Annotated in this window: 20 protein-coding genes; 5 read left to right on the top strand and 15 right to left on the bottom strand. The window is 70.8% G+C overall.

Translation table 11 applies throughout. The annotated features are described in order from the left end of the window. Window positions 1–32 precede the first annotated feature (32 nt). The 3 genes from OCT48_RS03165 to OCT48_RS03155 form a co-directional block, all read right to left on the bottom strand. On the bottom strand, window positions 33–2,375 hold the full coding sequence (locus OCT48_RS03165; RefSeq protein WP_263591300.1) for a hypothetical protein: 2,343 nt from the start codon (window positions 2,373–2,375) through the stop codon (window positions 33–35). Between the two features lie 6 nt (window positions 2,376–2,381). Next, complete coding sequence (locus tag OCT48_RS03160) at window positions 2,382–3,164, bottom strand: protein-L-isoaspartate(D-aspartate) O-methyltransferase (RefSeq protein ID WP_263591299.1); 783 nt, start codon at window positions 3,162–3,164, stop codon at window positions 2,382–2,384. Window positions 3,165–3,353: 189 nt separating this feature from the next. Continuing rightward, window positions 3,354–3,719 carry an SPW repeat protein gene (locus OCT48_RS03155; RefSeq protein WP_263591298.1) on the bottom strand — a complete coding sequence of 122 codons (366 nt, stop codon included), beginning with the start codon at window positions 3,717–3,719 and terminating at the stop codon, window positions 3,354–3,356. Window positions 3,720–4,083: 364 nt separating this feature from the next. On the opposite strand from OCT48_RS03155, the gene OCT48_RS03150 reads away from it, so the two are divergent. Then, window positions 4,084–5,364: an MgtC/SapB family protein gene (locus OCT48_RS03150; RefSeq protein WP_263591297.1), complete on the top strand. Its 1,281-nt coding sequence runs from the start codon at window positions 4,084–4,086 to the stop codon at window positions 5,362–5,364. Between the two features lie 81 nt (window positions 5,365–5,445). On the opposite strand, the gene OCT48_RS03145 is transcribed toward OCT48_RS03150, so the two are convergent. From OCT48_RS03145 to OCT48_RS03135, 3 genes are all read right to left on the bottom strand, one after another. Continuing rightward, complete coding sequence (locus OCT48_RS03145) at window positions 5,446–6,204, bottom strand: TIGR01458 family HAD-type hydrolase (protein WP_263591296.1); 759 nt, start codon at window positions 6,202–6,204, stop codon at window positions 5,446–5,448. Between the two features lie 21 nt (window positions 6,205–6,225). Further along, window positions 6,226–7,056, bottom strand: coding sequence for a sensor domain-containing diguanylate cyclase (locus tag OCT48_RS03140; protein ID WP_263591295.1), 831 nt, complete (start codon window positions 7,054–7,056; stop codon window positions 6,226–6,228). A 234-nt stretch (window positions 7,057–7,290) separates the two neighbouring features. Continuing rightward, window positions 7,291–8,814 (bottom strand): PLP-dependent aminotransferase family protein, encoded by a 1,524-nt coding sequence (locus tag OCT48_RS03135; protein WP_263591294.1) that lies wholly within the window; start codon window positions 8,812–8,814, stop codon window positions 7,291–7,293. 88 nt (window positions 8,815–8,902) lie between these two features. Between OCT48_RS03135 and OCT48_RS03130 the strand changes: the two genes are divergently transcribed. From OCT48_RS03130 to OCT48_RS03120, 3 genes are read left to right on the top strand one after another with little or no spacing between them, the layout of a single operon-like run. Next, a complete protein-coding gene (locus tag OCT48_RS03130) occupies window positions 8,903–9,346 on the top strand; it encodes a GNAT family N-acetyltransferase (RefSeq protein ID WP_263591293.1) in 444 nt (147 codons plus the stop codon). Between the two features lie 10 nt (window positions 9,347–9,356). Beyond that, window positions 9,357–9,977, top strand: a complete 621-nt coding sequence (locus OCT48_RS03125) for an FMN-binding negative transcriptional regulator (protein ID WP_263591292.1) — start codon at window positions 9,357–9,359, stop codon at window positions 9,975–9,977. After that, window positions 9,967–10,740: a GNAT family N-acetyltransferase gene (locus OCT48_RS03120; RefSeq protein ID WP_263591291.1), complete on the top strand. Its 774-nt coding sequence runs from the start codon at window positions 9,967–9,969 to the stop codon at window positions 10,738–10,740. Before OCT48_RS03125 ends, OCT48_RS03120 begins: the two co-directional genes overlap by 11 nt. A 26-nt stretch (window positions 10,741–10,766) precedes the next feature. On the opposite strand, the gene OCT48_RS03115 is transcribed toward OCT48_RS03120, so the two are convergent. The 3 genes from OCT48_RS03115 to OCT48_RS03105 form a co-directional block, all read right to left on the bottom strand. Beyond that, on the bottom strand, window positions 10,767–12,656 hold the full coding sequence (locus OCT48_RS03115; RefSeq protein ID WP_263592567.1) for an ABC transporter ATP-binding protein: 1,890 nt from the start codon (window positions 12,654–12,656) through the stop codon (window positions 10,767–10,769). Between the two features lie 49 nt (window positions 12,657–12,705). After that, window positions 12,706–12,927: a hypothetical protein gene (locus OCT48_RS03110; protein ID WP_263591290.1), complete on the bottom strand. Its 222-nt coding sequence runs from the start codon at window positions 12,925–12,927 to the stop codon at window positions 12,706–12,708. A 113-nt stretch (window positions 12,928–13,040) separates the two neighbouring features. After that, window positions 13,041–14,228, bottom strand: a complete 1,188-nt coding sequence (locus OCT48_RS03105; protein WP_263591289.1) for a M24 family metallopeptidase — start codon at window positions 14,226–14,228, stop codon at window positions 13,041–13,043. 134 nt (window positions 14,229–14,362) lie between these two features. Between OCT48_RS03105 and OCT48_RS03100 the strand changes: the two genes are divergently transcribed. After that, window positions 14,363–15,082, top strand: a complete 720-nt coding sequence (locus tag OCT48_RS03100; RefSeq protein ID WP_263591288.1) for a YebC/PmpR family DNA-binding transcriptional regulator — start codon at window positions 14,363–14,365, stop codon at window positions 15,080–15,082. A 76-nt stretch (window positions 15,083–15,158) separates the two neighbouring features. Here OCT48_RS03100 and OCT48_RS03095 read toward each other — a convergent pair whose 3' ends face one another. The 6 genes from OCT48_RS03095 to OCT48_RS03070 form a co-directional block, all read right to left on the bottom strand. Next, window positions 15,159–15,929, bottom strand: a complete 771-nt coding sequence (locus OCT48_RS03095; protein ID WP_263591287.1) for an META domain-containing protein — start codon at window positions 15,927–15,929, stop codon at window positions 15,159–15,161. Between the two features lie 90 nt (window positions 15,930–16,019). Beyond that, window positions 16,020–16,463: a DUF4399 domain-containing protein gene (locus OCT48_RS03090; protein WP_263591286.1), complete on the bottom strand. Its 444-nt coding sequence runs from the start codon at window positions 16,461–16,463 to the stop codon at window positions 16,020–16,022. Window positions 16,464–16,578: 115 nt separating this feature from the next. After that, window positions 16,579–17,430, bottom strand: coding sequence for a PA4780 family RIO1-like protein kinase (locus OCT48_RS03085; RefSeq protein WP_263591285.1), 852 nt, complete (start codon window positions 17,428–17,430; stop codon window positions 16,579–16,581). 43 nt (window positions 17,431–17,473) lie between these two features. Next, window positions 17,474–18,883 (bottom strand): ATP-dependent RNA helicase DbpA, encoded by a 1,410-nt coding sequence (gene dbpA, locus OCT48_RS03080; protein WP_263591284.1) that lies wholly within the window; start codon window positions 18,881–18,883, stop codon window positions 17,474–17,476. 113 nt (window positions 18,884–18,996) lie between these two features. After that, complete coding sequence (locus tag OCT48_RS03075; RefSeq protein ID WP_263591283.1) at window positions 18,997–22,041, bottom strand: EAL domain-containing protein; 3,045 nt, start codon at window positions 22,039–22,041, stop codon at window positions 18,997–18,999. Next, window positions 22,041–23,195, bottom strand: coding sequence for a substrate-binding domain-containing protein (locus OCT48_RS03070; RefSeq protein WP_263591282.1), 1,155 nt, complete (start codon window positions 23,193–23,195; stop codon window positions 22,041–22,043). Before OCT48_RS03070 ends, OCT48_RS03075 begins: the two co-directional genes overlap by 1 nt. Between the last annotated feature and the right edge of the window lie 160 nt (window positions 23,196–23,355).

Here is a 23,355-nt window from a genome sequence, read left to right as displayed (position 1 = left end):
ATTCTCACCATGGCGCGGCGAGACGACTCCCCTCAGCGCGGCGTCAACCAGCGCCCGGCGATGGCGAAGGCCGCCACGTAGCACAGGGTGCCGGCGGCCAGGGTCGTGGACTGGCCGAACTGCACCGAGACCAGCGAGGCCAGCGAGGCCCCGAGTACCGAGGCGAAGCCGTTGATGCCCCAGGCCCAGGGGATCCAGCGGCGCTGGTCGGCGAGTTGGCGCAGCGCCCAGGGGAAGGGACGCCCCATGGCCCAGGCCAGTGGCAGCAGCAGTGCGACCAGGGCCAGCAGCCGCAGCGGCAGCGCGGGCTCGCTGAGCAACCGGACGGCGGCGAAGGGCACCAGGGCCAGGGCCAGGCCGGCGGCGACGGCGAGATAGACCGCCCGCCGGTTGGCCCGGGTCGCCCGTTCGGGGGCCATGGCACTGCCCAGGCCCGAGCCGACCAGGAAGGTGGCGAAGACCAGGGCGGCGGCGAGCACCGGCTCGCCCAGGTAGAGGATCAGGCGCTGGAAGATCACCAGCTCCACCAGGATGTAGCCGAAGCCCAGCGCGGCGAAGTAGCCGGCCACCGAGAGCCGGCCGAAGGGCGGGCGGATCGGCGGCAGCCGTCCCAGCGGCACCAGGATCAGCAGGAAGGCCAGCAGGCTCGCCGCCAGGGTGGCGACCAGCGACAGGATCAGCGTCCAGTCGAGGTAGCTCCACCCTCGCCCGCCCAGTTCCCGTACCAGGCCCGGCGCCTGGGACCAGGCCAGCGACCGCCACGGATAGGGCCGGTCGAGGTCGGCCGGGGCGGTGTGAAAGCGCCGGGCCTCGGCCGGCGGCGGGCGGCCGGCGAAGACGGCCCGGGCGATGTCATGGAAGAGCGGGGTGTCCAGGCGGTGGTAGCGGTTGGCCGACTCCCGGGCCTGGCCGGGCACCCAGGCGGTGTCGAAGCGCCAGCGCTCGGCGAAGGCGCTCACCCCCGTCAGGTCGGCCTCCCCCAGCGTGCTCGGCGAGGCGAGCACCAGCAGCGCCTGCAGGCCGCGCAGCACGGCCACACGCTCGCCCGGGGCCGGCCCGTGCTGTCGGGCCAGGGCCTCCGCCAGGCCGGCCATCAGGCGCGGATAGTGGCGCGGCGGGTAGTCCAGGGGCAGCGGGATGGCCAGCAGGCCGTTGTCCGACAGCGCCGCGAGGGCCAGTGACAGCCCCTCGACCGTCAGCGCATAGTCCTCGCTGGCGGCGTCGCCGCCCGCCCAGGCGCGGTCGAGGGCGATCACGGCGAAGGTGCCCGGTTCGGCGGTGGCCAGGTGCCGCCAGGCGCCCTCCTCCACCAGCGTCATGCCGGCCTCGGGGGCGCCTCGGGCCCGGGCGATATCGAGCAGCCGGCCGTCCGACTCCACCCAGGTCACCGGCCGCCCCTGGGCGGCCAGGGGCGACTGCCAGGCGCTGCTGCCCAGCACCAGCACCGGGCCCTCGGGACGCAGCCGCAGCGGCAGTGCCACGAGCGAGGCCGCCAGGTGCTCGGCGGGCGCCGGCCAGGTTCGTGGCAGCGGCACCACCCGGTCGCTGCCGATCACCGCGACGTCCTGTGCCGGCACGCCCCGGGGCCAGCGAAGACTGAGCCCCGGGGCGAAGCGCAGGCTCTCGGCCCGCAGCACCGTCAGCCGGCCGGCCAGTCCGGGCTCGACCGCCAGGGTCTCGACGCCGGGCAGCTCGCGCAGCCGCGACAGGGCCTTGAAGTCGGACATCGCCGGAGCGGGCGGCTGGAGCACGGCGGCCAGTGACACCCCCAGCCCCACCAGGCCGGCCAGCACCCCGGCCCGCCGGCGACGCCGGACGGCCCAGAGGCCGGTCAGGGCGAACAACAGGGCGGCGACCACCGCCAGGCCCACCTCTACCGGCGCCACCGCCAGCAGGCCCGCGGCCCCCAGGCTGCCCAGGCCGCCGCCGAGCAGGTCGGCCGCGTAGAGGCGCCGAGTGTGTCGGGGCCAGCGCAGGAAGACCTGGCCGATGGCCAGGCCGGCCCCGAAGAAGGGCAGGAAGGCGACGAAGTCGACCAGCAGCAGCCGGGCCAGCTCGGCGGGGTGCCAGCCGGCCACCAGCGGGCGCAAGGCGATCCGGGACTGCAGGCCGAGCAGCAGCAGGTAGCCGAATCCGGTGACCAACAGGCCGGCGAGGAACCAGCCGTCCCCGCGGCTGGCGCGATGGCGCCCGGCCAGCGCCAGGGTGGTGCCGGCCGCCCCCAGGCCCAGCAGGGCCAGGGAGACCGCCAGGCCGGCGAAGTGGTGCCAATGACTGAAGGCGAACAGCCTCAGCAACAGCACCTCCAGCGCCAGCAGGGCGGCCGACACCCCCGCCAGGGCCGCCAGGTCGAGTCGTGTCGGCGCCGCCCTCATCGCCACTCAATGACCGCCGGTGAGCGGCACGAACCGCACCGAGGCCAGGTTGCGGGTGCCGATCTCGCCGGCGGCATCCTTCTCCAGCAGCAGCAGGTTCTGCACCCAGAGCATCTGGCCCACGGGGATCACCATGCGACCGCCGGGGCGCAACTGGGCCACCAGCGGCGGCGGCACATGCCGCGCGGCGGCGGTGACGATGATGGCGTCGAAGGGCGCCCGGGACGGATCGCCGTAGTAGCCATCCCCCTGAAGCACGGTGATGTTGCTGTAGCCCAGCGCCGCCAGGCGCTCGGCGGCCTGGGTCGCCAGCGCGGGGATGATCTCGAGGGTCACGACCTCGCGGACGATCTCGGCGAGGACGGCCGCCTGGTAACCGGAGCCGGTGCCCACCTCCAGGACACGATCGTCGGGCTCCAGCCCCAAGCGGGCGGTCATCAGGGCCACGATGTAGGGCTGGGAGATGGTCTGGCCATGGCCGATGGGGTGTGGTTCGTCGCGATAGGCCCGCCGCGGCGGCACCTCCGGCGCGAAGCGGTGGCGCGGCACCCGGCGCATGGCGGCGAGCACCGCGGGGTCGTCCAGCCCACGGCCGGCGATATGGTCCTGCACCATCGCCTCGCGCGGCTCGATGAAGAGATCGGGGACGAAGGCCGGGCGCCTCACCGCCCCCTCCGCCGGCGTGGCCTCGAGCAGGACCTCGGCCTCCTGGCCGACGGTCGGGGAGGTTAGCAGGCAAAGGGACAGCGCCGCGAGCCGCACGGCGCCGCCGAGGCATCGGGGCATCATCGCCGTTCCCCTCGCCATCCCGTTGCGTCATGCTTCGGGATGGCGGGCTTCGGAGTCGTGCCCCCAGCATAGTCCAGACGTGATGGGGGACGCCCGGCGGGTGCCGGCGATATCGCCTGGAGAGGCGTCACCACAAGATGGAGGGGAGGCCGTGGCCTCCCCTCTCGCTTCGCCCATGGCGTGAGGGCGTCAGGCGGCGTGACCGCCGTGGTGCTTCATGTCGACGAGGCTCCAGATGGCGTCGCCCCCCACCAGCACGCCCATGATCAGGCTGTTCCACAGCGCCAGGGGCGCATCGGCGAAGCCCAGCGCGAAGGGCGCGACGATCAGGGCCGCCCCGAGCACCACGCTGACCCATTCTTCCCACTCCCGGGGTTTCATGATCTCGGCGACGGCGAACCCGGCCACGATCAGGCCCAGGATGACCGCGCTCCACATGGCCATGCCCTCGGCGACCGCGGTGAAGCCGAGCACGAAGGGCGATACCACCAACCAGACGCCGAACAGCAGCATCAGCCATTCACGCCAGTGGGACTTCAGTTCCAGCGTATTCATGTCTCACCTCTCCACCGGGGATCCGGTCGACTGGGATGTCCGGGCAACCGTATGGCTGCCTCATCTATAAGTTTATAGACGACTTTCGGATCTTTTCCACAGGATGCAAACAGCCACCACAGGCCCTACGGACGATGCCGGATTCGACACCCTGTTGGGACGTCGATGACCGGCACAGCCGACGGGAAGACGCCGCCGGCATGCGGGATTGCCGATACTGGCAAACAGGCGGTCAACAAGTATCGTTGAGCCGGCACGCCCGCACGGATGCCCCGGCGGCTTTCCCATCCCGCCGCGAACGCCCAGAATATAAGCAAGTGTTTCTTCAACGATCACGGATGGCCGCAAGAGGAGCCGCCCAGCCATGGACGAGGTCACCCAGGAGTTCATCGTCGGCAACGAGATGGCCATCCGGCTGGCCGTGGCCCTGTTGCTGGGCGCGCTGATCGGCATCGAGCGAGGCTGGGTGGCCCGGGAGCAGAAGTCGGGCGAACGCATCGCCGGGGTGCGAACCCATGCACTGGTGGGCCTGCTCGGCGGTATCGCCGCGCTGCTCGCCGACGCCGTGACCGAATGGGCCTTCCCCCTGCTGTTCCTCGCCGTGGCCGGCTCCGCCCTGGCGGCCTACCGAGCCCGCATGCCCCTGAGCCAGGACTACAGCATCACCGGCCTGGTGGGGTTGCTGCTGACCTTCTGTTTCGGCGCCATCGCGGTGGCCGTGGACCTGGCCCTGGCCACCACCTGCGCCGTGATCACCGCGGTCATCCTCGACAACAAGCGCGAGATCCACGGCCTGCTGAACCAGTTGCAGGCCCATGAGATGGACGCCGGCCTCAAGCTGCTGCTGATCTCGGTGGTCATGCTGCCGCTGCTGCCCGACCGCGCCATGGGGCCCGGAGCCGCCCTCAACCCGTACGAGATCTGGTGGATGGTAGTGCTGGTCGCGGCCATCTCCTTCGTCGGCTACTTCGCCATCCGTCTCGGCGGGCCGGAAAGGGGCATCCTCTTCACCAGCCTGTTCGCCGGGCTGAGCTCCTCCACCGCCCTGACCCTGCACTTCGCCCGGCTGTCGCGGCAACACCAGGAGTTCTCGCCACTGCTGGCGGCCGGCATCCTGATCGCCTGCGGCACCATGTTCCCGCGCATCCTGCTCTACTGCCTGGTGATCAACCCGGCCCTGCTCGCACCGCTGGCGCTGCCGGTGACGGCGATGGCCATGCTGCTCTATGTGGCCGCGCTGCTCATCTGGCGCTCGCACCGCCAGGCGGCCAAGGTCGACCGGCCGGAACTGAACCAGAATCCCCTGGAACTGCGCATCGCCCTGCTGTTCGGTGTGCTGCTGGCGGTGATCATGCTGCTCGGCCATTGGCTCCAGGACTGGCTGGGCGATGCCGGGGTCTACCTCCTGGCCGCCACCTCCGGCATGGCCGATGTCGGTGCCGTGACCCTGTCGCTGGCCCGACTGTCCCACGGCACCATCGCCCCGGACACGGTCGTCCTCGGCATCGTCATCGCCGCGGCGGTCAACAATGTCATCAAGGCCGGCATGGCCGCCACCGTCGGCAGCCGGGGGCTGGGGCGACGGGTCGCCGTGCCCATGGCCGGCTCGCTGCTGGTCGGGCTGGGCCTGGCCTGGGGGTTGTGAGGCCTCGTCGGGTGGCTAGGTGTGATCTCTCGGTAGGTTGTTCATCCGGAACCTACCCGGACAATTAGAGGTGCGACCATGTCAGGCATCGCGCGCCAGCAGGCGCGTCACCAGCGCCGCCAGGCCGTCCTCGCACTCCGCCCCCGGCGCCCGTGCCTCGTCGCCGGGCCGATACTTGCCGGAGCGCACCAGGCAGGCCCGCAGGCCGACCTCCCGGGCGGCGGCGACATCGCAGTCGACATCGTCGCCGACCATCATGGCCTCCTCCGGCGCCACGCCCGCGTCGGCCAGCACGGCTCGGAAGAACCCCCCGGCGGGCTTGCCGAGCACCGTGGCCCGGGTGTCGGCCGCATACTCCAGGGCACGCACGAAGGGGCCCACGTCCAGGTGCAGGCTGCCCTGCTGGCGGAAGTAGCGATTGGTGCCCACGGTGAGCAGCGGTGCCCCGCGCTGCAGGCACTGGAAGGCCTCGTCCAGGTGCCGATAGTCCAGGCGTGACTCGGCGTCGCCGAGCACCACCGCATCCGGGTCATCGCCGGCGAGGTCCGCGAACTCCGGCTCGAGCCCCTCGTGGATCAGCAGGTAGGGGCGCAGTCCATGCCGCACCAGGTAGTGGCGAACCGCGGCCGGGGCGGTGAAGACCTGCTCGCGGTCCACGTCGAAGCCCATCCCGCGAAGGTCGGCATGCACCGTGTCCCCGGTCTTGCGCGAGGTGTTGGTGACGAAACGCAGCACCAGCCCCGCCGCCTGCAGGCGGGCCACCGCCGCCACGGCACCGGGCAACGCTACGCCGTCCTCATGGAGCACACCGCTGATATCGAGCAATACCGCCTTGAGCATGCCGCACCTCCTCGGTCGGGGTCATTCGCGTGGATCCGTGGCGGCCGTCGCCTCGGCCACGACCCGGTTGCGACCGCGATGCTTGCCACGATACAGGGCCGCATCGGCACGCTGGATGGCCTCCTCGCCGGATGCATCGCTGGCGAGCATTACCGCCACCCCGCCGGTGATCGAGACGTGGAAGCGCTCGTGCCGGGCCGAGGCGAAGAACAGGGCCGCCACCTGCCGGCGGATGTCCTCGGCCAGACGCAGCCCGCCCGCCAGCGACGTCTCGGGTAGCAGGATAGCGAATTCCTCGCCGCCCAGCCGGCAGGGCACGTCCATGCGCCGCAGCCGCTCGCTGAGCCGCCGGGTATCGTCCAGGGCCTGCTCGAGGCGCGCCTCGGTGGCCTTGTGGTCGGAGATGTCGATATGGATCCCGCCCGCCCATTCGGGCTCCCCTTCCGGGGTACGGGTGACCACCCGGCCATAGTCGCGGACCCAGAGCCAGTGGCCGTCACGGTGCCGTATCCGGGCATCGCAGGCGTAGAAGGCCGCCTGGCCGCTGAAGTGGGCCTGAAGGGCCGCCTCGCAACGCGCCAGGTCGTCCGGATGGACCAGGCTCAACCAGGTGTCGATGGACACCGGCTCGAGTTCCTCGAGCCGGTAGCCGATCATCTCGGCCCAGAGCGCGTTGAAGCACGTCTCGCCGGTCTGGACGTTCCATTGCCAGGTGCCGGCCCGGGCCCCCTCGATGAGGGTCTCGAGCCAGAAGAGCCGCTCCTCGAGCCGGAGACAGTGACGACGCAGGACCTCGGCGGACATCTCGTCCAGGGAGCCAGGCGGTCGCGACGCGAAAGGGGGAGACGTCATGGTGGCACCGGGTCAGGCGATGAGAGCATGCTCGCCATGATATCCCGCCCGTCCCCGTGCCGTAATGATCGCCGTCAACCGCCCATGCCCCGCGCCCCCGGGCAGCGTCCGGCGTCCCCCCGACAGGCCCGGCGCCCCTGAGACCGACGGCTCGGCGGCGTTTCGGCCCCCTGTCGAAGCGCCGCCGCCCCACGACGCGAGAGGCACCTCGAGACAACGCCGGCCGACCAGGCATCACGGCGGCGCTGCGGGTGACGCCTCTTCCCCCTCGACCAGCGACAGCCACTCTTCCGCCAGCCAGCGCCCGGCTCGGAGGATCTCGTCGTCGCGGGCGCCGGCATAGCCCAGCACCAGCCCCGGACGCCCCGGCGCCTCCAGGTAGTAGCCCGATAGCGGCGACAGGGTGACGCCGTTGGCCGCGCCGCGGGCGACCAGGGTCGCCTCGAGGGCGAGGTCGTCGAGCCAGGCCACCAGGTGCATGCCGGCCTGCCCCTCCGACAGCACGAGCCCCCTCGCCACGGCCGGCGCCAGCGCCCGACGCAGCAGCGCCTGACGCGCCCGATAACAGTCGCGCATGCGGCGCACATGCCGCGAGAAGTGCCCGGCGGCGATGAACTCCCCCAACGCCGCCTGCACCGTATATTGCCCCTCGCGATGCAGGCGGGCATTGGCGCGCCGGAAGGGCTCCACCAGGGCCTCGGGCAACACCAGGTAGCCGAGCCGCAGCCCCGGATAGAGCACCTTGCTGAGGGTGCCGACATAGATCACCCGAGCCGACTCGGTGAGCCCCTGGAGGGCGGCGATGGGGCGCTGGCCATAGCGGAATTCGCTGTCGTAGTCGTCCTCCACGATCCAGGCGCCGTGCGTCTCGGCCGCCTCGAGCAGCGCCAGGCGCCGCGAAAGGCTCATGGTCACACCGCTGGGATACTGATGGGAGGGCGTCACGTAGATCAGGCGCGGGCCGCCATGGCCGGGGGACACGCGTCCGGGATCCAGGCCCTCGCCATCCACCGGGACCGGCACCATCCGGAGGCCGGAGGCATCGAAGCAGGCCTGGGCGCCGCCGTAGCCGGGCTCCTCCATCCACACCACGTCGCCCGGGTCGCCCAGCATCCGCGCGATCAGCTCGAAGCCCTGCTGGGCCCCCTGCACCACCAGCACCTGCTCCGGGCGACAGCGCACCGAGCGCGACAGCCGCAGGTAGTCGCACAGCACCTCGCGCAGCGCCGTCACGCCGCCCTGGGTGCGATAGTCCAGCCACGCCTCGGGGGCGCGCCGCTGGTGACGCTCGAGCAGTCGCTGCCAGAGCTCGCGGGGAAAACGGTCGAGGGCCGGCACCCCCGGCGGGAAGGCGCCATGATGGCCGCCCGACGGGGCACAGAACCTCAGCAGGCGCTCGCCGCGCGGCGACAGCGCCGCCGTCGGCGGGGCATCGCCCGGCGCCTCCCCCGACGGCGTCTCGGCGCGGCCGAACGGCAGGTCGGCGACGAAGGTGCCGGCGCCGGGGCGGGTCTCCAGGAAGCCCTCGGCGACCAGCTGATCGATGGCGTCCAGCACGCTGTTGCGCCCTACCCCCAGATCCCGGGCCAGGCGGCGCGACGACGGCAGCCGGCAGCCGCTGGCCAGGCGCCCCGACTGGACCCAGGCCCGCAGCGCCCGATACAGGCGACGCGCCAGCGGCAGCGAAGAGGCTTGAGTCAGTTCGATACCCAGGGCCTCGCCGACCCAGTCGGCATGCACGGCGACAACCGGTTCCATGATTTTCCCCATAACTGGTCCTTACCAGGGAACCACTATGCCGACAGACTCTGACGGTGTCACCGCTGCCCACACGGAGGAGATCACCATGCCCATCCGCCACGCCCGGCTCGCCGATGTCGAGGCCCTTGGCGAGCTACTCGATGCCTATCGGGTCTTCTACGGCCGGGCCAGCGACCCGGACGCCGCCCGCCACTTCCTCGCCAGGCGACTGGGGCTGGGCGACGCCCGCCTGCTGGTGCACGACGACGAGGGAGCCCTGCAGGGCTTCGTCCAGCTCTACCCGCTGTTCAGCACCGTGCGTCTGGCGCCGCTATGGCAACTCAACGACCTCTTCGTGGCGCCCCATGCCCGTCGCCGGGGCGTCGGCCGCGCCCTGTTGCAGGCCGTCCGCGACCTGGCCCTGGCCGAAGGCGTCCGGCACCTGAAGCTGTCCACCGGCATCGACAACCGGACCGCCCAATCCCTCTACGAATCGCAAGGCTGGCAGCGCGATCGAGCGTTCCATCACTACGCCCTGAGCCTCGACTGACGGAGCCCCCATGTACCGACCCCGTGATACCCGCATGTCCCTGGCGAAGGCCCAGGCGCTGATCGATGCCCATGGCTTCGCGATGCTCGTGGACGGCAATCTGCAGGCTAGCCACCTGCCCCTGGTGCTGGAGCGCGACGAAGGCGAACTGGGCACCCTCTACGGCCATTTCGCCCGCGCCAACCCCCATTGGCGCGAGCTGGAGGGCCGGCGGGTGCTGGCCGTCTTCCAGGGCCCGCATGCCTACATTTCCCCCCGCTGGTACGCCGCCAGGCCGGCGGTACCGACCTGGAACTACGCGGCCGTGCACGCCGGCGGCACCTTCGAGCGACTCGACGATGACGCCACCCAGGCGGCCTTCGATACCCTGGTGGCCAAGTACGAGCCCGATCTGCTCGACGACGCGGAGGTCCTGAGCGATGCCTATCGTCGACGGCTGCTCGCGGGAGTCGTCGGCTTCCGGATCCGCCTGGACGCTCTCCAGGGCAAGGCCAAGCTGGGATGGAACCGCTCGCGGGAGGACCAGGCCGGCGTCCTGGCCGGGCTGGGCGACAGCGCCGATCCACTGGCCCGGCAACTGGGGGCCTATACCGCGGCCTATGGCAGGGAGGGCGACGAGCATGACCGCTAGGCACGTTGAGGCGAGGAACGCCGCGCTGAGCGCACTCGGCCCCCATGGCCAGCCCATCGGCGAGACGGTGCCCGACTGGGAGGGAGCGACGCCGCTCCCGGACGCGACCCTGACCGGGCGCCGGGTCCGCGTCGAGCCCCTGGATGCCGGGCGCCACGGCGACGCCCTCCACGCCGCCCTGGGCGAGCCGGGGGAGACGCCCGGTGATGCCCCGGAGGCGCGCTGGACCTACCTCGGCGGTCTCCCCTATGCGGACAGGGACGGGTTCGATACCTGGCTGGCCACCCGGGCCGATAGCCGCGACCCGCGGTTCCATGCCATCGTCGAGCCGGCCAGCAACCAGGCAGCGGGGCTGGCCGCCTACCTGAACATCGTGCCCGAGCACGGCAGCATCGAGGTGGGGCACCTGCATTTCTCGCCGCGCCTGCGGCGCACCCCGGCCGCCACGGAGGCCATGGCGCTGATGATGCATCACGCCTTCGCCCTGGGTTATCGCCGCTATGAATGGAAGTGCGATGCCCTCAACGCCCCGTCGCGGCGGGCCGCCACGCGGCTGGGCTTTCGCTTCGAGGGCGTCTTCCGCCAGCACCGGGTGGTGGCCGGGCGCAATCGCGACACCGCCTGGTTCTCGATCCTCGACGGCGAATGGCCGGCCCTGGAGGCGATCCTCCGGCGCTGGCTGTCACCGGACAACTTCGATGCCAAGGGGCGGCAACGCCTCTCGCTGTCGGCCCTGACGGCGCGATCATCCGCCACCGGCTGACGCCGCCTCCTCGTCGAGGTACCGGCTCAGGCTTCCGACACCGGCGCGGACAACGCCGCCTCGGCCTCACCGTCGCACTCGAGCCCCAGGAAACCGCCGGACTGGCGGCGCCACAGCGCCGCATAGAGGCCATCCCGGGCGAGCAGCTCATCGTGCCGGCCGGTCTCGACGATGCGTCCCGCATCGATCACCACCAGCCGATCGAGCATGGCGATGGTCGACAGCCGGTGGGCGATGGCGATCACCGTCTTGCCCGCCATCAGGGCGTAGAGCTGCTCCTGGATGGCCGCCTCCACCTCGGAGTCCAGCGCCGAGGTGGCCTCGTCGAGTACCAGGATCGGCGCGTTCTTGAGCAGTACCCGAGCGATGGCGATGCGCTGGCGCTGGCCGCCCGAGAGCTTCACCCCCCGCTCGCCGACATGGGCGTCCAGGCCACGCCGCCCCTGGGAGTCGACCAGGTCCTCGATGAAGGCATCGGCGTGGGCCTGGCGCACCGCCCGGCGGATATCCGCCTCGCTGGCCGCGGGGCTGCCGTAGCGGAGGTTGTCGCGCACCGAGCGGTGCAGCAGCGAGGTGTCCTGGGTGACCATGCCGATGCGCCGCCTCAGCGACTCCTGGGTGACGCCGGCGATGTCCTGGCCGTCGATCAGGATGCGCCCGCCCTGGAGGTCGTAGAAGCGCAGCAGCAGGTTGGCCAGCGTCGACTTGCCGGCCCCCGAGCGACCGATCAGGCCGACCCTCTCGCCCGGGGCGATGGTCAGGTCGAGCCCGTCGAAGACCGGGCGGGCCTCCCCCATCGCTCGCCCGTAGCCGAAGCGCAGCCCCTCGAAGCGGATCTCGCCCCGCGGCACCGCGAGCGTCCCGGCATCCGGGGCATCCAGCACCGCCGGAGGGCGGGCGATGGTGTTGATGCCGTCCTGCACGGTGCCGATGTTCTCGAACAGCCCGGCCACCTCCCAGAGGATCCAGTTGGACATGAAGCGGATGCGCATCACCAGCGCGATGGCCACCGCGATCGCGCCCAGGGACACCGCCTCCAGGTACCAGGCCCCGATGGCCGTGGCGGCGACACCGGCCAGCAGCAGCGAATTGAGCAGCGTCAGGGAGAACGTCAGCTGGGTGGCCAGGCGCATCTGACGATGCACCGTGACCATGAAACGCTCCATGGCGTCGCGGGCATAGTCCTGCTCCCGCCGGGTATCGGCGAACAGCTTGATGGTCTGGATGTTGCTGTAGCTGTCGACGATCCGTCCGGTCATGCGCGCCCGGGCATCGGCCTGGTCCATGGAGACCCGCCGCAGCCGCGGCACGAACCCCCACATGATCGCCACATAGCCGGCGAGCCAGGCGCCGAGCGGGGCCATCAGCCAGGGCTCGGCCTGGCCCATCAGCAGCATGGCGCCGGCGAAGTAGACCAGCACGTAGACCATCAGGTCCATCAGCTTCATCACCGTCTCGCGGATCGCCAGGGCCGTCTGCATGACCTTCTGGGAGACGCGCCCGGCGAACTCGTCCTGGTAGAAGGCCAGGCTCTGGCGCAGCATGTGTCGATGCGCCAGCCAGCGGCCGAGCATCGGGTAGTTGCCGAAGATGCTCTGGTGGGTCAACAGCGACTGGAGCAGGGTCAGCAGCGGCAGGCCGATCACCACCAGTGCCGCCATGCCCGCCAGGCGCCAGCCGTACTCGGCGAAGAAGTCCTCGCGCTCGGCATCGGCCAGCCAGTCGACCAGCTCGCCCATGTAGCCGAAGAACAGCACCTCGGCGGCCGACACCAGGGCGGTGACCAGCGACATGGCGATCAGCAGCGGCAGCACCGGGCGGGAGAAGTGCAGGATGAACGGCAGCAGGCCACGCGGCGGAACCTGCGGTTCTCCCCCCGGGTAGGGATTCACGAGGGTCTCGAAGAAGCGGAACATGCGCGCCTCGGCGTTGGGGCGGGGTCCCTGCAATGCGACCCCGACCGGCTCACTCGCTCGGGTAGGGACGGCTCCAGAGCTTGGCCGGCTCGTGGCGGTTGAGGACCTCCTCGACCTCCCGCCGCCCCGAGTCGCCGATGATCACCTTGAGCTCCCGGGCCTGCTCGTCGAGGAACAGCGACTCCCGGGGGAACCCGTCGGAGACCAGCTCGTCGAAGGCGTTCCGGGCCTTGAGTTCGCTGTCGTAGGCCGCCGTGACGGTCTGCGTCATGACATCCTCCTCCTGCTCGGCTGGATGGCGCCCCGGCCGGTGGCGGCGGGGCCCTATCAGCATGGCTCCTCCCCCGGCGCACCGCCAACCACTCGGATCGGCGACGCGCCGGGTCAGGGTAGCTCGTGGAGCCGCCAGTCGTTGTCGGTGAGCGGCTCGCCCCCCGCGGGCGTGACCCGCACGGTGTCGCTCAGGCCGATGCCCCACTGCCCCGGCAGGCGCAGGCAGAGCGGCAGGTGGAAGACCATGTCGGCCTCGAACTCGCGGGCCTGGCCGCGGGCGATGAAGCCGGTGCCCTCGACCCAGCTGGGCGGGAACTGGGCGCCCACCGCATAGCCGAACACCCCCGAGAAGAACACCCGGTCGGCATGCGGCGCCAGCACCGCCTCGGCGGCCCGCGCCGCATCGTCGAAGCTCCGCTCCGGTCGCATCGCCGCGATCAGCGCCTCGAACATCCCCCGGCAGACATCGCGGAGCTCATGCATCCCGGGGCTGCCCCGCCCGGCCACGGCGGTGCGCATCATCGGCGCCGTGTAGCGCTGGAAGGCCGCGCCGAACTCCAGGAACACCGGCTCGTCCCGGGCGATCACCCGCCGCTTGTGATTGACGTGGATGGTGCCGCTGCGCGCCCCGGTGGTGACGATGGGCTGCAGGCTCATGAACTCGCTGCCCGCCGCCAGCATCGCCCGGGCGCCCTCCGCGGCCACCTCGTTGTCGGTCACCCCCGGGGCGATGGTCGCCATGGCCGCGCGCAGGCCCGTCGAGGTGATGCGCGCGCTCTCGCGCAGGCAGTCGAGCTCGAGCTCGCTCTTGACGATACGCAGCCGGTCGAGCAGCTCGCCCCCCTCGTGACGGAAGCGCTCGGCGCCCAGCCGCGCCTGGAGGGGCAGGATCACCCCGTGACGCAGCCCGGCGCCCATGGCGTCGATGCCGATGGTGTGGAACGGCGCCAGCACCTCGGCCAGCGGCTCGACGACCTCCTCGACCCCCTCCCAGCGGTAGCCGAGGATCTCGTCGACCCGGGCGGTGACCACCGCCGGCCCGGTCTCGATGGACGCCACCTGCAGCACCAGACGCTCGACCGAGACCACCAGGCAGGCATGCACCGACACCTCGAAGGTGTGGTAGCCGGTGAGATAGTGGATATCGGCCGGGTCGGTGAGCAGCAGGGCCTCGAGGCCGGCCTCACGCATGGCGCTACGCAGCCGCGTGCAGCGGGCGTCGAGCTCGGCCTCGGGAAAGGGCAGCTCGCTGCCGCCGAGGGCGTCGGCGAGAACGTGGCGATAGCGGTGGTGATCCATGGGGGCTCCAGGCGCAGGGGACCTCCCGCCAGTGTAGCCGGGACGGGCCAGGCGACCGGGCAAATAAGGCTGTTACCGCACCGCCCGGTTTCGTAGAATCCTGGCACGAGACCAGACGCAACAGGACACATGCAATGGGCAGGGCCTTCCAGAACCGCAAGGAATCCATGGCCAAGACGGCCGCCGCCAAGACCAAGGTCTACAGCAAGTACGGCCGCGAGATCTACGTCTGCGCCAAGCAGGGCGGCGTGGACCCCAACGGCAACCTGGCCCTGCGTGGGCTGATCGACCGCGCCAAGAAGGACCAGGTGCCGTCCCACGTGATCGACAAGGCCCTGGACAAGGCCAGCGGCGTGGGCGGCGAGGACTACTCCCCGGCCCGCTACGAGGGTTTCGGCCCGGGCAACTGCATGGTCATCGTCGAGTGCCTGACCGACAACCCCAACCGCACCTTCGGCGACGTGCGCGCCTGCTTCAACAAGGCCAAGAGCAAGCTCGGTACCCCGGGCAGCGTCAGCCACATGTTCGACCACTGCGCCATCCTGGCCTTTGCCGGCGAGGACGAGGAGGCCACCCTCGAGGCACTGATGGAGGCCGACGTCGACGTGACCGATATCGAGAACGAGGACGGCCGGATCACCGTCTTCGCGCCGCATACCGAATACGCCAAGGCCAAGCAGGCGCTGATCGATGCCTTCGGCGAGCTCGACTTCGAGGTCGACGAGATCCAGTTCGTGCCCCAGACCACCACCCCGGTGGAGGGCGACGACGTGGCGATGTTCGACAAGCTGCTCGACAGCCTCAACGACCTGGACGACGTCCAGAACGTCTACCACAGCGCCGAGCCGAGCTGACGCCCGCCCCGCCGACGACGGCCATGACGCCAGCGGCCGCCCCTCGGGGCGGCCGCTGGCGTTGCGCGGCACGGCCTCAGGTCAGGTGGCGCACCACGAAGCGAGCCAGCAGCTGGCCCCGCTCGTCGTAGAGCTCGAGATGGTCGGCCAGCACGCGATAGCCGGCCGTGGCCTCCAGGGCGGACAGGAAGCGCGCTTCGAGAGGAGCGCCGTTCCCGCAGGCCATGCGGGTGCCGGCCAGCGTGCCGAAGCGCAGCGAGTCGCCCCTCAACAGGTAGGCACCCGCCAGCCGGTTGCAGCCGGTGGCGCCGGCGACCCGGTTGTCCTCGCCATGCAGGACCAGGTGCGGCTCGCGGCCGTCGGCCGGCAGCGTGACCGGGGTATCGCCGAGGCGCACCAGCTTCCAGTAGGTGTCCTCCAGGGTCTCGGTCACGAAGGCCTCGGTGCGCCGCAGCCGATAGTCCAGCTCGGAATCGATCTCGCGCCCCTCCAGGTCGAGCAGTTCGAGGGTGTCGGCATCGCGCAGGCGCCACAGCCGCGGTCCCTGATCGCCGCCCACCAGGGTAAGGGTCTGGCGGCGGCCATCCAGCGACCACTCGCCGCGCTCGTGGAAGCGGCCGTGTTCATCAGGGCCCAGATAGGCCGTGGTCAGGGTATAGACCCCGTCGGGGAACAGCGAGAGATGATAACGGATGCCCTCGCAGTCGGCACAGGGCAGTTCGCCGCGGAAGCTGGCCGGCAGCTCGCCCAGCGCCGCCTCCTGCTTGCCGGCGCGCTCGAGCGCCGCACAGCCCACCAGGAAGACGGCGGTCAGCAGGAAATAGGCAAAGAGAAACATCCTTTTCATCGGGGAACATCCTGTCGCACGGGGGTCGGGTACGCGCTTTGACCACAGGATGCGAAAAGGTTCGGCGCGGCCGGCGGCCGCGCCGGGGCATCACTCCACGGTGATGGTGATCGGATCCGAGACCACCGGCGGATCGAAGCTCAGGTGACGATGGTCCATGAACAACAGCTGCAGGGTGTGCTCGCCGGCGGGCAGCTCCAGGGTGGTCTGGGTCTGGCCGCCGCCGAAGTGGCGGGTCCGGTCGGTGGCGGGCAGCGGCGCCGAGAGATCGACCTCCGCCAACGGCGTGTCGATCAGCAGGTGATGGTGGCCGGTTTTCGGGGCCTCCATGCCGGCCGGGGCCACCCCCATGCCCTTGAGCCCCATGCGGACGGTCAGCGGTCCCGAGACGCTGGCGCCGTCCTGTGGCGCATTGATGTCGACCTCGGCGCCCTCCGGCGGCGCCTGGCGCGGCATCTCCTCGGCCAGGGCCGGCGAGGCCAGCAGGGCACTGCCGAGCAGCACGGCGGCGATTCCGGGAATGAGACGGCGCATGACGATACCTCCTGTATCTTCCTGGGCTCCATGACGGGCCCTTGGCCCATCGCGAGCGTACCCGGGCGGCGGGCACGACAGCCACAGTGTAGCAAGGCTCCTCCCGCCTGCCGGGCTACTCCTCGTCCTGCGCTTCCCGCGCCAGGCGCCAGGCCTCCTGTTCCCGGACATCCTCGATGAGGGTGACCAGCTCGTCCACATCCACGGTCGTGGTATCCCCCACGAAGCGCCCGGTCAGGGCGCTGTCCGGATGCAGCTCGCCGGCCTCGTAGAGCGCCCAGATCTCCCTCCCATAGTCGGTGTCGTGCAAGGCCGGGGCGAAGCGCCCGAAATGGGCCCGCATGTTGTCGACGTCGCGCCGGAGCAGCATGGCGGCGCTGTTGTTGCCGGCGGCATCCACCGCCTGGGGCAGGTCGATGATCACCGGTCCCTCGGCATCGAGCAGCACGTTGAACTCGGAGAGGTCGCCATGCACCAGGCCGGCGCACAGCATGCGCACGACCTCACGGATCACGGCATGGTGGTGCGCAACCGCCTGCTCGGCGCCCAGGGTGACGTCGTCGAGGCGCGGCGCCGCCAGGCCGTCGGCGTCGGTGATCATCTCCATCAGCAGCACGCCGTCGACGAAGCCCAGCGGCGCCGGCACCCGGACCCCCGCCGCCGCCAGCCGCTGGAGCGCCTCCACCTCGGCATTCAACCAGGCCTGCTCCTGTTCCCGCTGGCCATAGCGGGTCTTCTTGGCCATGGCCCGCTCACGGCGGCTGTTGCGCCCCCGGCGGCCCTCCTGGTACTGCACCGCCTGCTTGAAGCTGCGCTGCCTGGCCTCCTTGAAGACCTTGGCGCAGCAATGCTCCTCGCCGCGGCGCACCACGTATATCTGGGCCTCCTTGCCGCTCATCAGCTGGCCGAGGACCGCGTCGATCAGACCGTCGTCGACCAGCGGCTGCAATCGCCTGGGAATCTTCATCGCGTTACTCCGGCGGCACGAGGGGGGAAGGGCGCGCCAGGCATCAGCGACTGACGCGACGGGCGCGGAAGGTGCGTCCCTTGAGGCGACCGCCGTTCAGCTGCGCCAGGGCGGGCTCGGCGAACTCGCGCTCGACGGCCACATAGGTGCTGCGTGCGAGCACCTTGATCTTGCCGATCCGCGCCCCGTCGAGGCCGCCCTCGCCGGTGAGGGCCCCGAGGATGTCCCCCGGGCGAATCTTCTGCTGCTTGCCGGCGCCGAGCTGAAGGGTCGCCATGGGCGCCCGCAGGGGCGCAGGCTCGCCCCGCAGGCTGGGCAACGCCTCGGTCTCGAGGGCCTGGCCGAGGAAGGCCTCGAGGCGCGCCAGGCGATGCCTCTCGTCCTCGCCGACCAGGGTGCAGGCCATGCCCTGGCTGCCGGCCCGGCCGGTACGCCCGACACGGTGCACATGGACATCGAGCTCCCGGGCGATCCGGTAGTTGAACACCGCATCGAGATCGGCGATATCCAGCCCCCGGGCCGCCACATCGGTGGCCACCAGCACCGAGGCGCTGCGGTTGGCGAACAGCACCAGCAGCCGATCGCGGTCCTGCTGCTCCAGGTCGCCATGCAGCGCCAGGGCACTGATGCCCGCCCCGTCCAGCGCCTCGGCGAGTTCGCGGGTCTCCCGCCGGGTGTTGCAGAACACCACGCTGGAGGTCGGCCGCACCTGCAGCAGCAGCCGGTGCAGGGCCTCGAAGCGCGCCGCGTCGTCCGCCACCCGGTAGAAGTGCTCGCGGATGGTGTCATGGCCGTGGGTCTCGGCGACCGACACGCTGACCGGGTCGCGCGTCCGGCCCTCGGCCAGCGGGCGGACGCCCTCGCCGTAGGTGGCGCTGAACAGCCAGGTCCGGCGATCCTCGGGGGTGGCGGCGATGATCGCCTCCAGGGTCGCCTGGAAGCCCATGTCGAGCATGCGGTCGGCCTCGTCCAGCACCAGGGTGTCGAGGCCCGACAGAACCAGGCTGCCCTTGCGCAGGTGCTCCTCCACCCGCCCGGGGGTGCCGACGACGAGATGGGCGCCGTGAGCCAGCGAGGCGAGCTGCGGCCCCAGGGGGGCGCCGCCGCACAGCGTCAGCACCTTGATGTTGGGCAGGCCGCGCGCCAGGCGGCGCAGTTCCTCGGCGACCTGGTCGGCGAGCTCCCGGGTCGGGCACAGCACCAGCCCCTGCACCCGGAAACTCGCCGGGGCGAGCCGCGCCAGCAGCCCCAGCCCGAAGGCCGCGGTCTTGCCCGAGCCAGTCCTGGCCTGGGCGATCACGTCGCGTCCGGCGAGCATCGCCGGCAGGCTCTCGGCCTGGATCGGCGTCATGCGCCGGTACTCCAGCGACTCCAGATTGGCCAGCAGTTCGGCGGCCAGCGGCAGGCGGGAGAAGGCGCCGGCGGCGGCGTCCTGGGAGGGGGCATCAGTCACGGGGCGGACCTGTCTTGAGCGGGCTTGGAAGCGGGAGGGGCGACGCTACGCAGTTGCCGGCGCCAGGGCAAGCGAAAAACGGCGCAGGCCCCCTCTTCGGTTCGGGGGCCGCTTCACGGACTGGCGGTCTCGTCGCAGCGGCGCAGCGTGCCGAGCAGCTTGCCGGCGCTCTGGGGCCGGCCGAGCAGGAAGCCCTGCATCTCGTCGCAGCCGAGGCCCTCGAGGAAGTCGCGTTGCGCCTCGCTCTCCACGCCCTCGGCGACGACCCGGAAGCTCAGGCTGTGCGCCATGCTGATGATGGCGCCGAGCAGGACCTCGTCATCGACATCGCCGGGCACATCCGTGATGAAGCTGCGATCGATCTTGAGGATCTCGATCGGCAGCCGCTTGAGGTAGGTCAGCGACGAATAGCCGGTGCCGAAGTCGTCGATCGCCAGCCCCATCCCCATGGCGCGAATCTGATGCAGTACCGGCAGCACCTGATCGACGTTGTCCATCAGGTGGGTCTCGGTGATCTCGAACTCCAGCAGCCGGGGCGGCAGGCCGGCCTGGTGGATCGCGTCCTGGATATCGCGAATCAGCTCGCCCTCGTGAAGCTGACGCGGCGAGAGGTTGACCGAGACCGGCACCGGGTAGCCCGCTTCGGCCCACTGGGCGGCCTGGCGACAGGCCTCCCCGAGCACCAGGCGGCCGATGTCGACGATCAGCCGGGAGTTCTCGGCGATGGGGATGAAGGTGCTCGGCGGCACCGGGCCGTGTTCCTCGCTCTGCCAGCGCACCAGCGCCTCGGCACCGACCACGCGCCGGCCGGTGATGTCGAAGCGGGGCTGGAAGAGCACGTAGAGTTCGCCGTTGTCGATGGCCTGGCGAAGGCCCGCCTCGTAGCGCAGGCGCTGCTGGTGGCGCTCGTCGATGGACGGGTCGAAGAGTACCACCTTCTGACGGCCCAGCGACTTGGCCTCGTACATGGCCTGGTCGGCATTGCGGAGCAGCGCCTCGGCGGAACCGCCATGCCGGGATGCCAGGGTGAGCCCCAGGCTCGCGGTGCTGTAGCAGGAGACCATGCCCAGGTCATAGGGCTCGCTCAGGGCGCTCAGGATACGCCGGGCGATGGCCATGGTCTGCCCCTCCTGGGCGATCCCGCGCAGCAGGATGGTGAACTCGTCACCCCCGAAGCGGGCCACGGTGTCCCGGGACTGGACACAACTACGCAGGCGATCCGCCACCTGGCAGAGCAGCTCGTCGCCCAGGGAGTGACCATGGGTGTCGTTGATGTCCTTGAAATGGTCGAGGTCGATGAAGATCACCGCCGTCCTTTTCGCGTCCTCGCCCTGCAGCGCCTCGCTCAGCTTGAGGGTGAAGAGGCTACGATTGGCCAGGCCGGTCAGGGGATCGTACCAGGCGAGCCGCTCCAGGCGCTGCTCGGCGACCTTCAGCGAGGTGATGTCGCTGAACAACAGCACATGGCGCCGCTCGCCATCGGTGGGCGGCAGGCTGGTGACCGAGACCAGCACCGGCAGGCTACCGCCGCTCCCCTGCTGCAGGTAGCACTGGCCCTGCCAGCGGTGGCCACGCCCCAGGTGATAGGCGACCTCGGGATGGCCCCTCAGGAAGTCGCGGATGGCGGCGGTGGCCCGGGACTCGTCGTGCCCGCTCATCTCCCCGAAGGCGCGGTTGGCGAGCAGCGTGCGCTGGTGGTCGTCGAGCACGACGATCGCCTGGCTGGTCTCGGCGAAGACCTGGTGCACCAGCTGCAGCTGCTCCCTGACCTGGGTGATGCCGGTGATGTCGGTGGCGATCCCCCCGACCAGGTAGGGTCGCCCCCGGTCGTCGTAGATGGGGAACTTGGTGACCAGGTAGCGATGGACCCCGTCCGGGGTATGCAGGTCCGTCTTGTACTTGACCGGCGCCAGGTCGCGCAGCAGCTGCCGGTCGGACTGCGTGGCCAGGGCTACTACCTCCCCGTCCAGGGTGTCTTCCGCCCGGGTCTGGAGCATCGTGTCCGGCGTCGAGTGGACCGCCCAGGCGTAGCGCTCGTTGACCAGCCGATAGCGATTCTCCAGGTCCTTGACGAAGACCAGGTCCGGGGAGTGCTCGAGGATCCCGGACAGGTACTTGTCACGTTCGCGGATGCGCGTGAGCATGGCCTCGAAGGCCTTGCCGACCCGGTTGAACTCCAGGAACCGCCCTCCCTGGAAGGGCGTCGGCACCCCGCTCTTCGGCACCTGCTCGGCATAGCTCACCAGGTTGTCCAGCGCCTGGCCGCTCAGCCGGCGCAGCACCAGCATCAGCACGATGCCGAAGCCCAGCACCACCAGGGTGGCGTAGAGGATGCTGGACAGGTAGGTATCGTGCAGCGCCGCGAAGCTGTCGTCGGGCAACAGCGACCGCACCCGGTAGCGTTCGCTGTTGCCGACCTGCAGCACATGCTCCCGCATCACCCCCTGCGGGGTCGTCACGATCGCCCCGTCGATGCCATCCAGGGCCTCGAGGACATCGAGCTGGCCCGGCTTGCGGGCCAGGGCGTCCAGCACCGCGCCGTCGTGGCTGAGCACGGTGGCCCGCGCCCCGAACAACGTCTGCAGGGCATTGGTGATCCAGAAGTTGTCGTTGAGCTGCACGAAGACGTGCAGCCGGCCGACCACCCGGCCCAGCGACGGCTCGAGGATCGGCCGGGTCAGGCGCAGCAGGCTGTAGTGCCGCCCCTCCACCCGGGCATTCACCGTGGTCCAGGTCGACAGCGGGGCCGCCTGCCGACTGAGTGCCGCCAGCGGCAAGGGTGTGTCCAGCAGGCTGACACTGGTCGAGACGAAGGCCGCATCGTCGGTCTCGACCACCAGTGCGTCGATGTGCTGGGCTTCGTAGTCGCCCTGCAGGCCGTCGAGGATCGCGGACACCGCCGAGGCATCGCCATCGCTCAGGGCCCGGCTCAGGCTGCCCAGCTCGACGATGCCCAGGCTGTAACGTCGGATGTTGCGCAGCTCGGACTCGATCAGGCTCTCCAGCACCCGCTGGTCCCGGGCATGGGCCTGGCGGGTGCCCTGCTGCAGGGCCTGCTGGGCTCCTACATAGGCGGTGGTCAGCAGGATGACGGCGACCGCCGTCAACAGGGCCAGCTGCAGCCCCAGCACCACCCGGGAGAAGCGCCAGGCCCGCATCAGGGCGCCTCCGGCGACGGCTCGCTGAGCCGGAAGGCCCGTCGCTCGAGCCGCGCGATCTCCCCGGGCGACGTGTGCCGGGTGACCAGGGCGATGTCCCCGGCGAAGATATCGGGCACCTGCCGAGCCTGGCCCGACAGGTCCAGCTTGATCGCCTCGGCCATGGCGATGCCGTTGTCATCGCTGAGGCGCCAGGCGGTGACATCCAGGCCACCGGCCGCGAGAGCCTCCAGCTCGGCCGTGCCGCCGCCCCAGCCGTTGAGCAGCACCTCGCCTTCCCGTCCGGCCTCGCGCAGCGCGCGCAGGGCACCGAGGGCCACATCCGTGGCACAGGCGAAGATCATCGCCAGGTCGGGATGGGCCTCGAGGGTCTGCCGGGTGGCGCGGTAGGCCCGTTCGCTGTCGCCGTCGGTGTAGTAGGCCGCCACCTGCTCGACGTCGGGGTATTGAGCGGCCACGGCGGCGAAGGTGCCGCCACGCATGCGGCTCACGTAGCCGGGGGTGAAGTAGAGCATCAGGTACTCGCCGCGATGCCCGGCACGCTCGAGCATCCAGTCGGCGATCAGCCGGGTGCCCTGGACATGGTCGAAGCCGACGTGCAGGAACGGCAGGTGGCCCTGCCACTCGGCCAGGGGGGTGGTGATGTTCTGCAGGATCAGGCGGGGCTCCCCCCGGGCCAGCAGGCGCTCGATGATGCGCTTGTGCGGCAGGGTATCCAGGGTGAAGACCAGGTAGTCCGGCTCCCAGGCCAGGGCCTCGGCCAGTTGCCTCGCCTGCAGCTCGACGTCCCCCGAGGGACGGGAGAAGAAGGCCTTCAGCTCGTGGGGCACCGCGAGTCGGCGCAGCCGTGACGCGAAGGCGTCCAGGCTGCGCCGCCAGTAGTCCGAGGTCTGCAGGCCCGGATAGACGAGGGCGATACGCACGGGCGCCTCGGGCGGGGTCGCCAGCGGCACGGCCGGCGCGTGCACCCGTTCGGCCAACTGCGCCATCAGGGCCCGCTGCTCGGGGTGTCGGGCGACATGCTCCGCGACCCGTATGTACTCGTTCTCCGCCCTGGCCGTCACGGCCCCGCCGAGTCCGACCACCAGGACCAGGGCCATGAACCAGGCGGGCCAGCGCCGGGGGCCGGTGACACTCGGCGGGCTACCCTGCATCGCATCGGTCTCCTCATGCGCCAGAAGCGCCGCCAGGGGACTGGCGCCCGAACACCCGTGTCCCTGACGGCCCTCGCCGGGCACCATCAGGCTGACTCCCCAATCTGGGTGAGTCACTGTTCTCAGTCCTTCCAGTTAAGTTAGTGCTGTTGGAAAACGC

The organism is Halomonas sp. M4R1S46 (genome assembly GCF_025725685.1).
GTDB lineage: Bacteria > Pseudomonadota > Gammaproteobacteria > Pseudomonadales > Halomonadaceae > Halomonas.
Note: the sequence above shows the minus strand (reverse complement) of the source record. Positions and strands in the feature narration are given on the sequence as shown.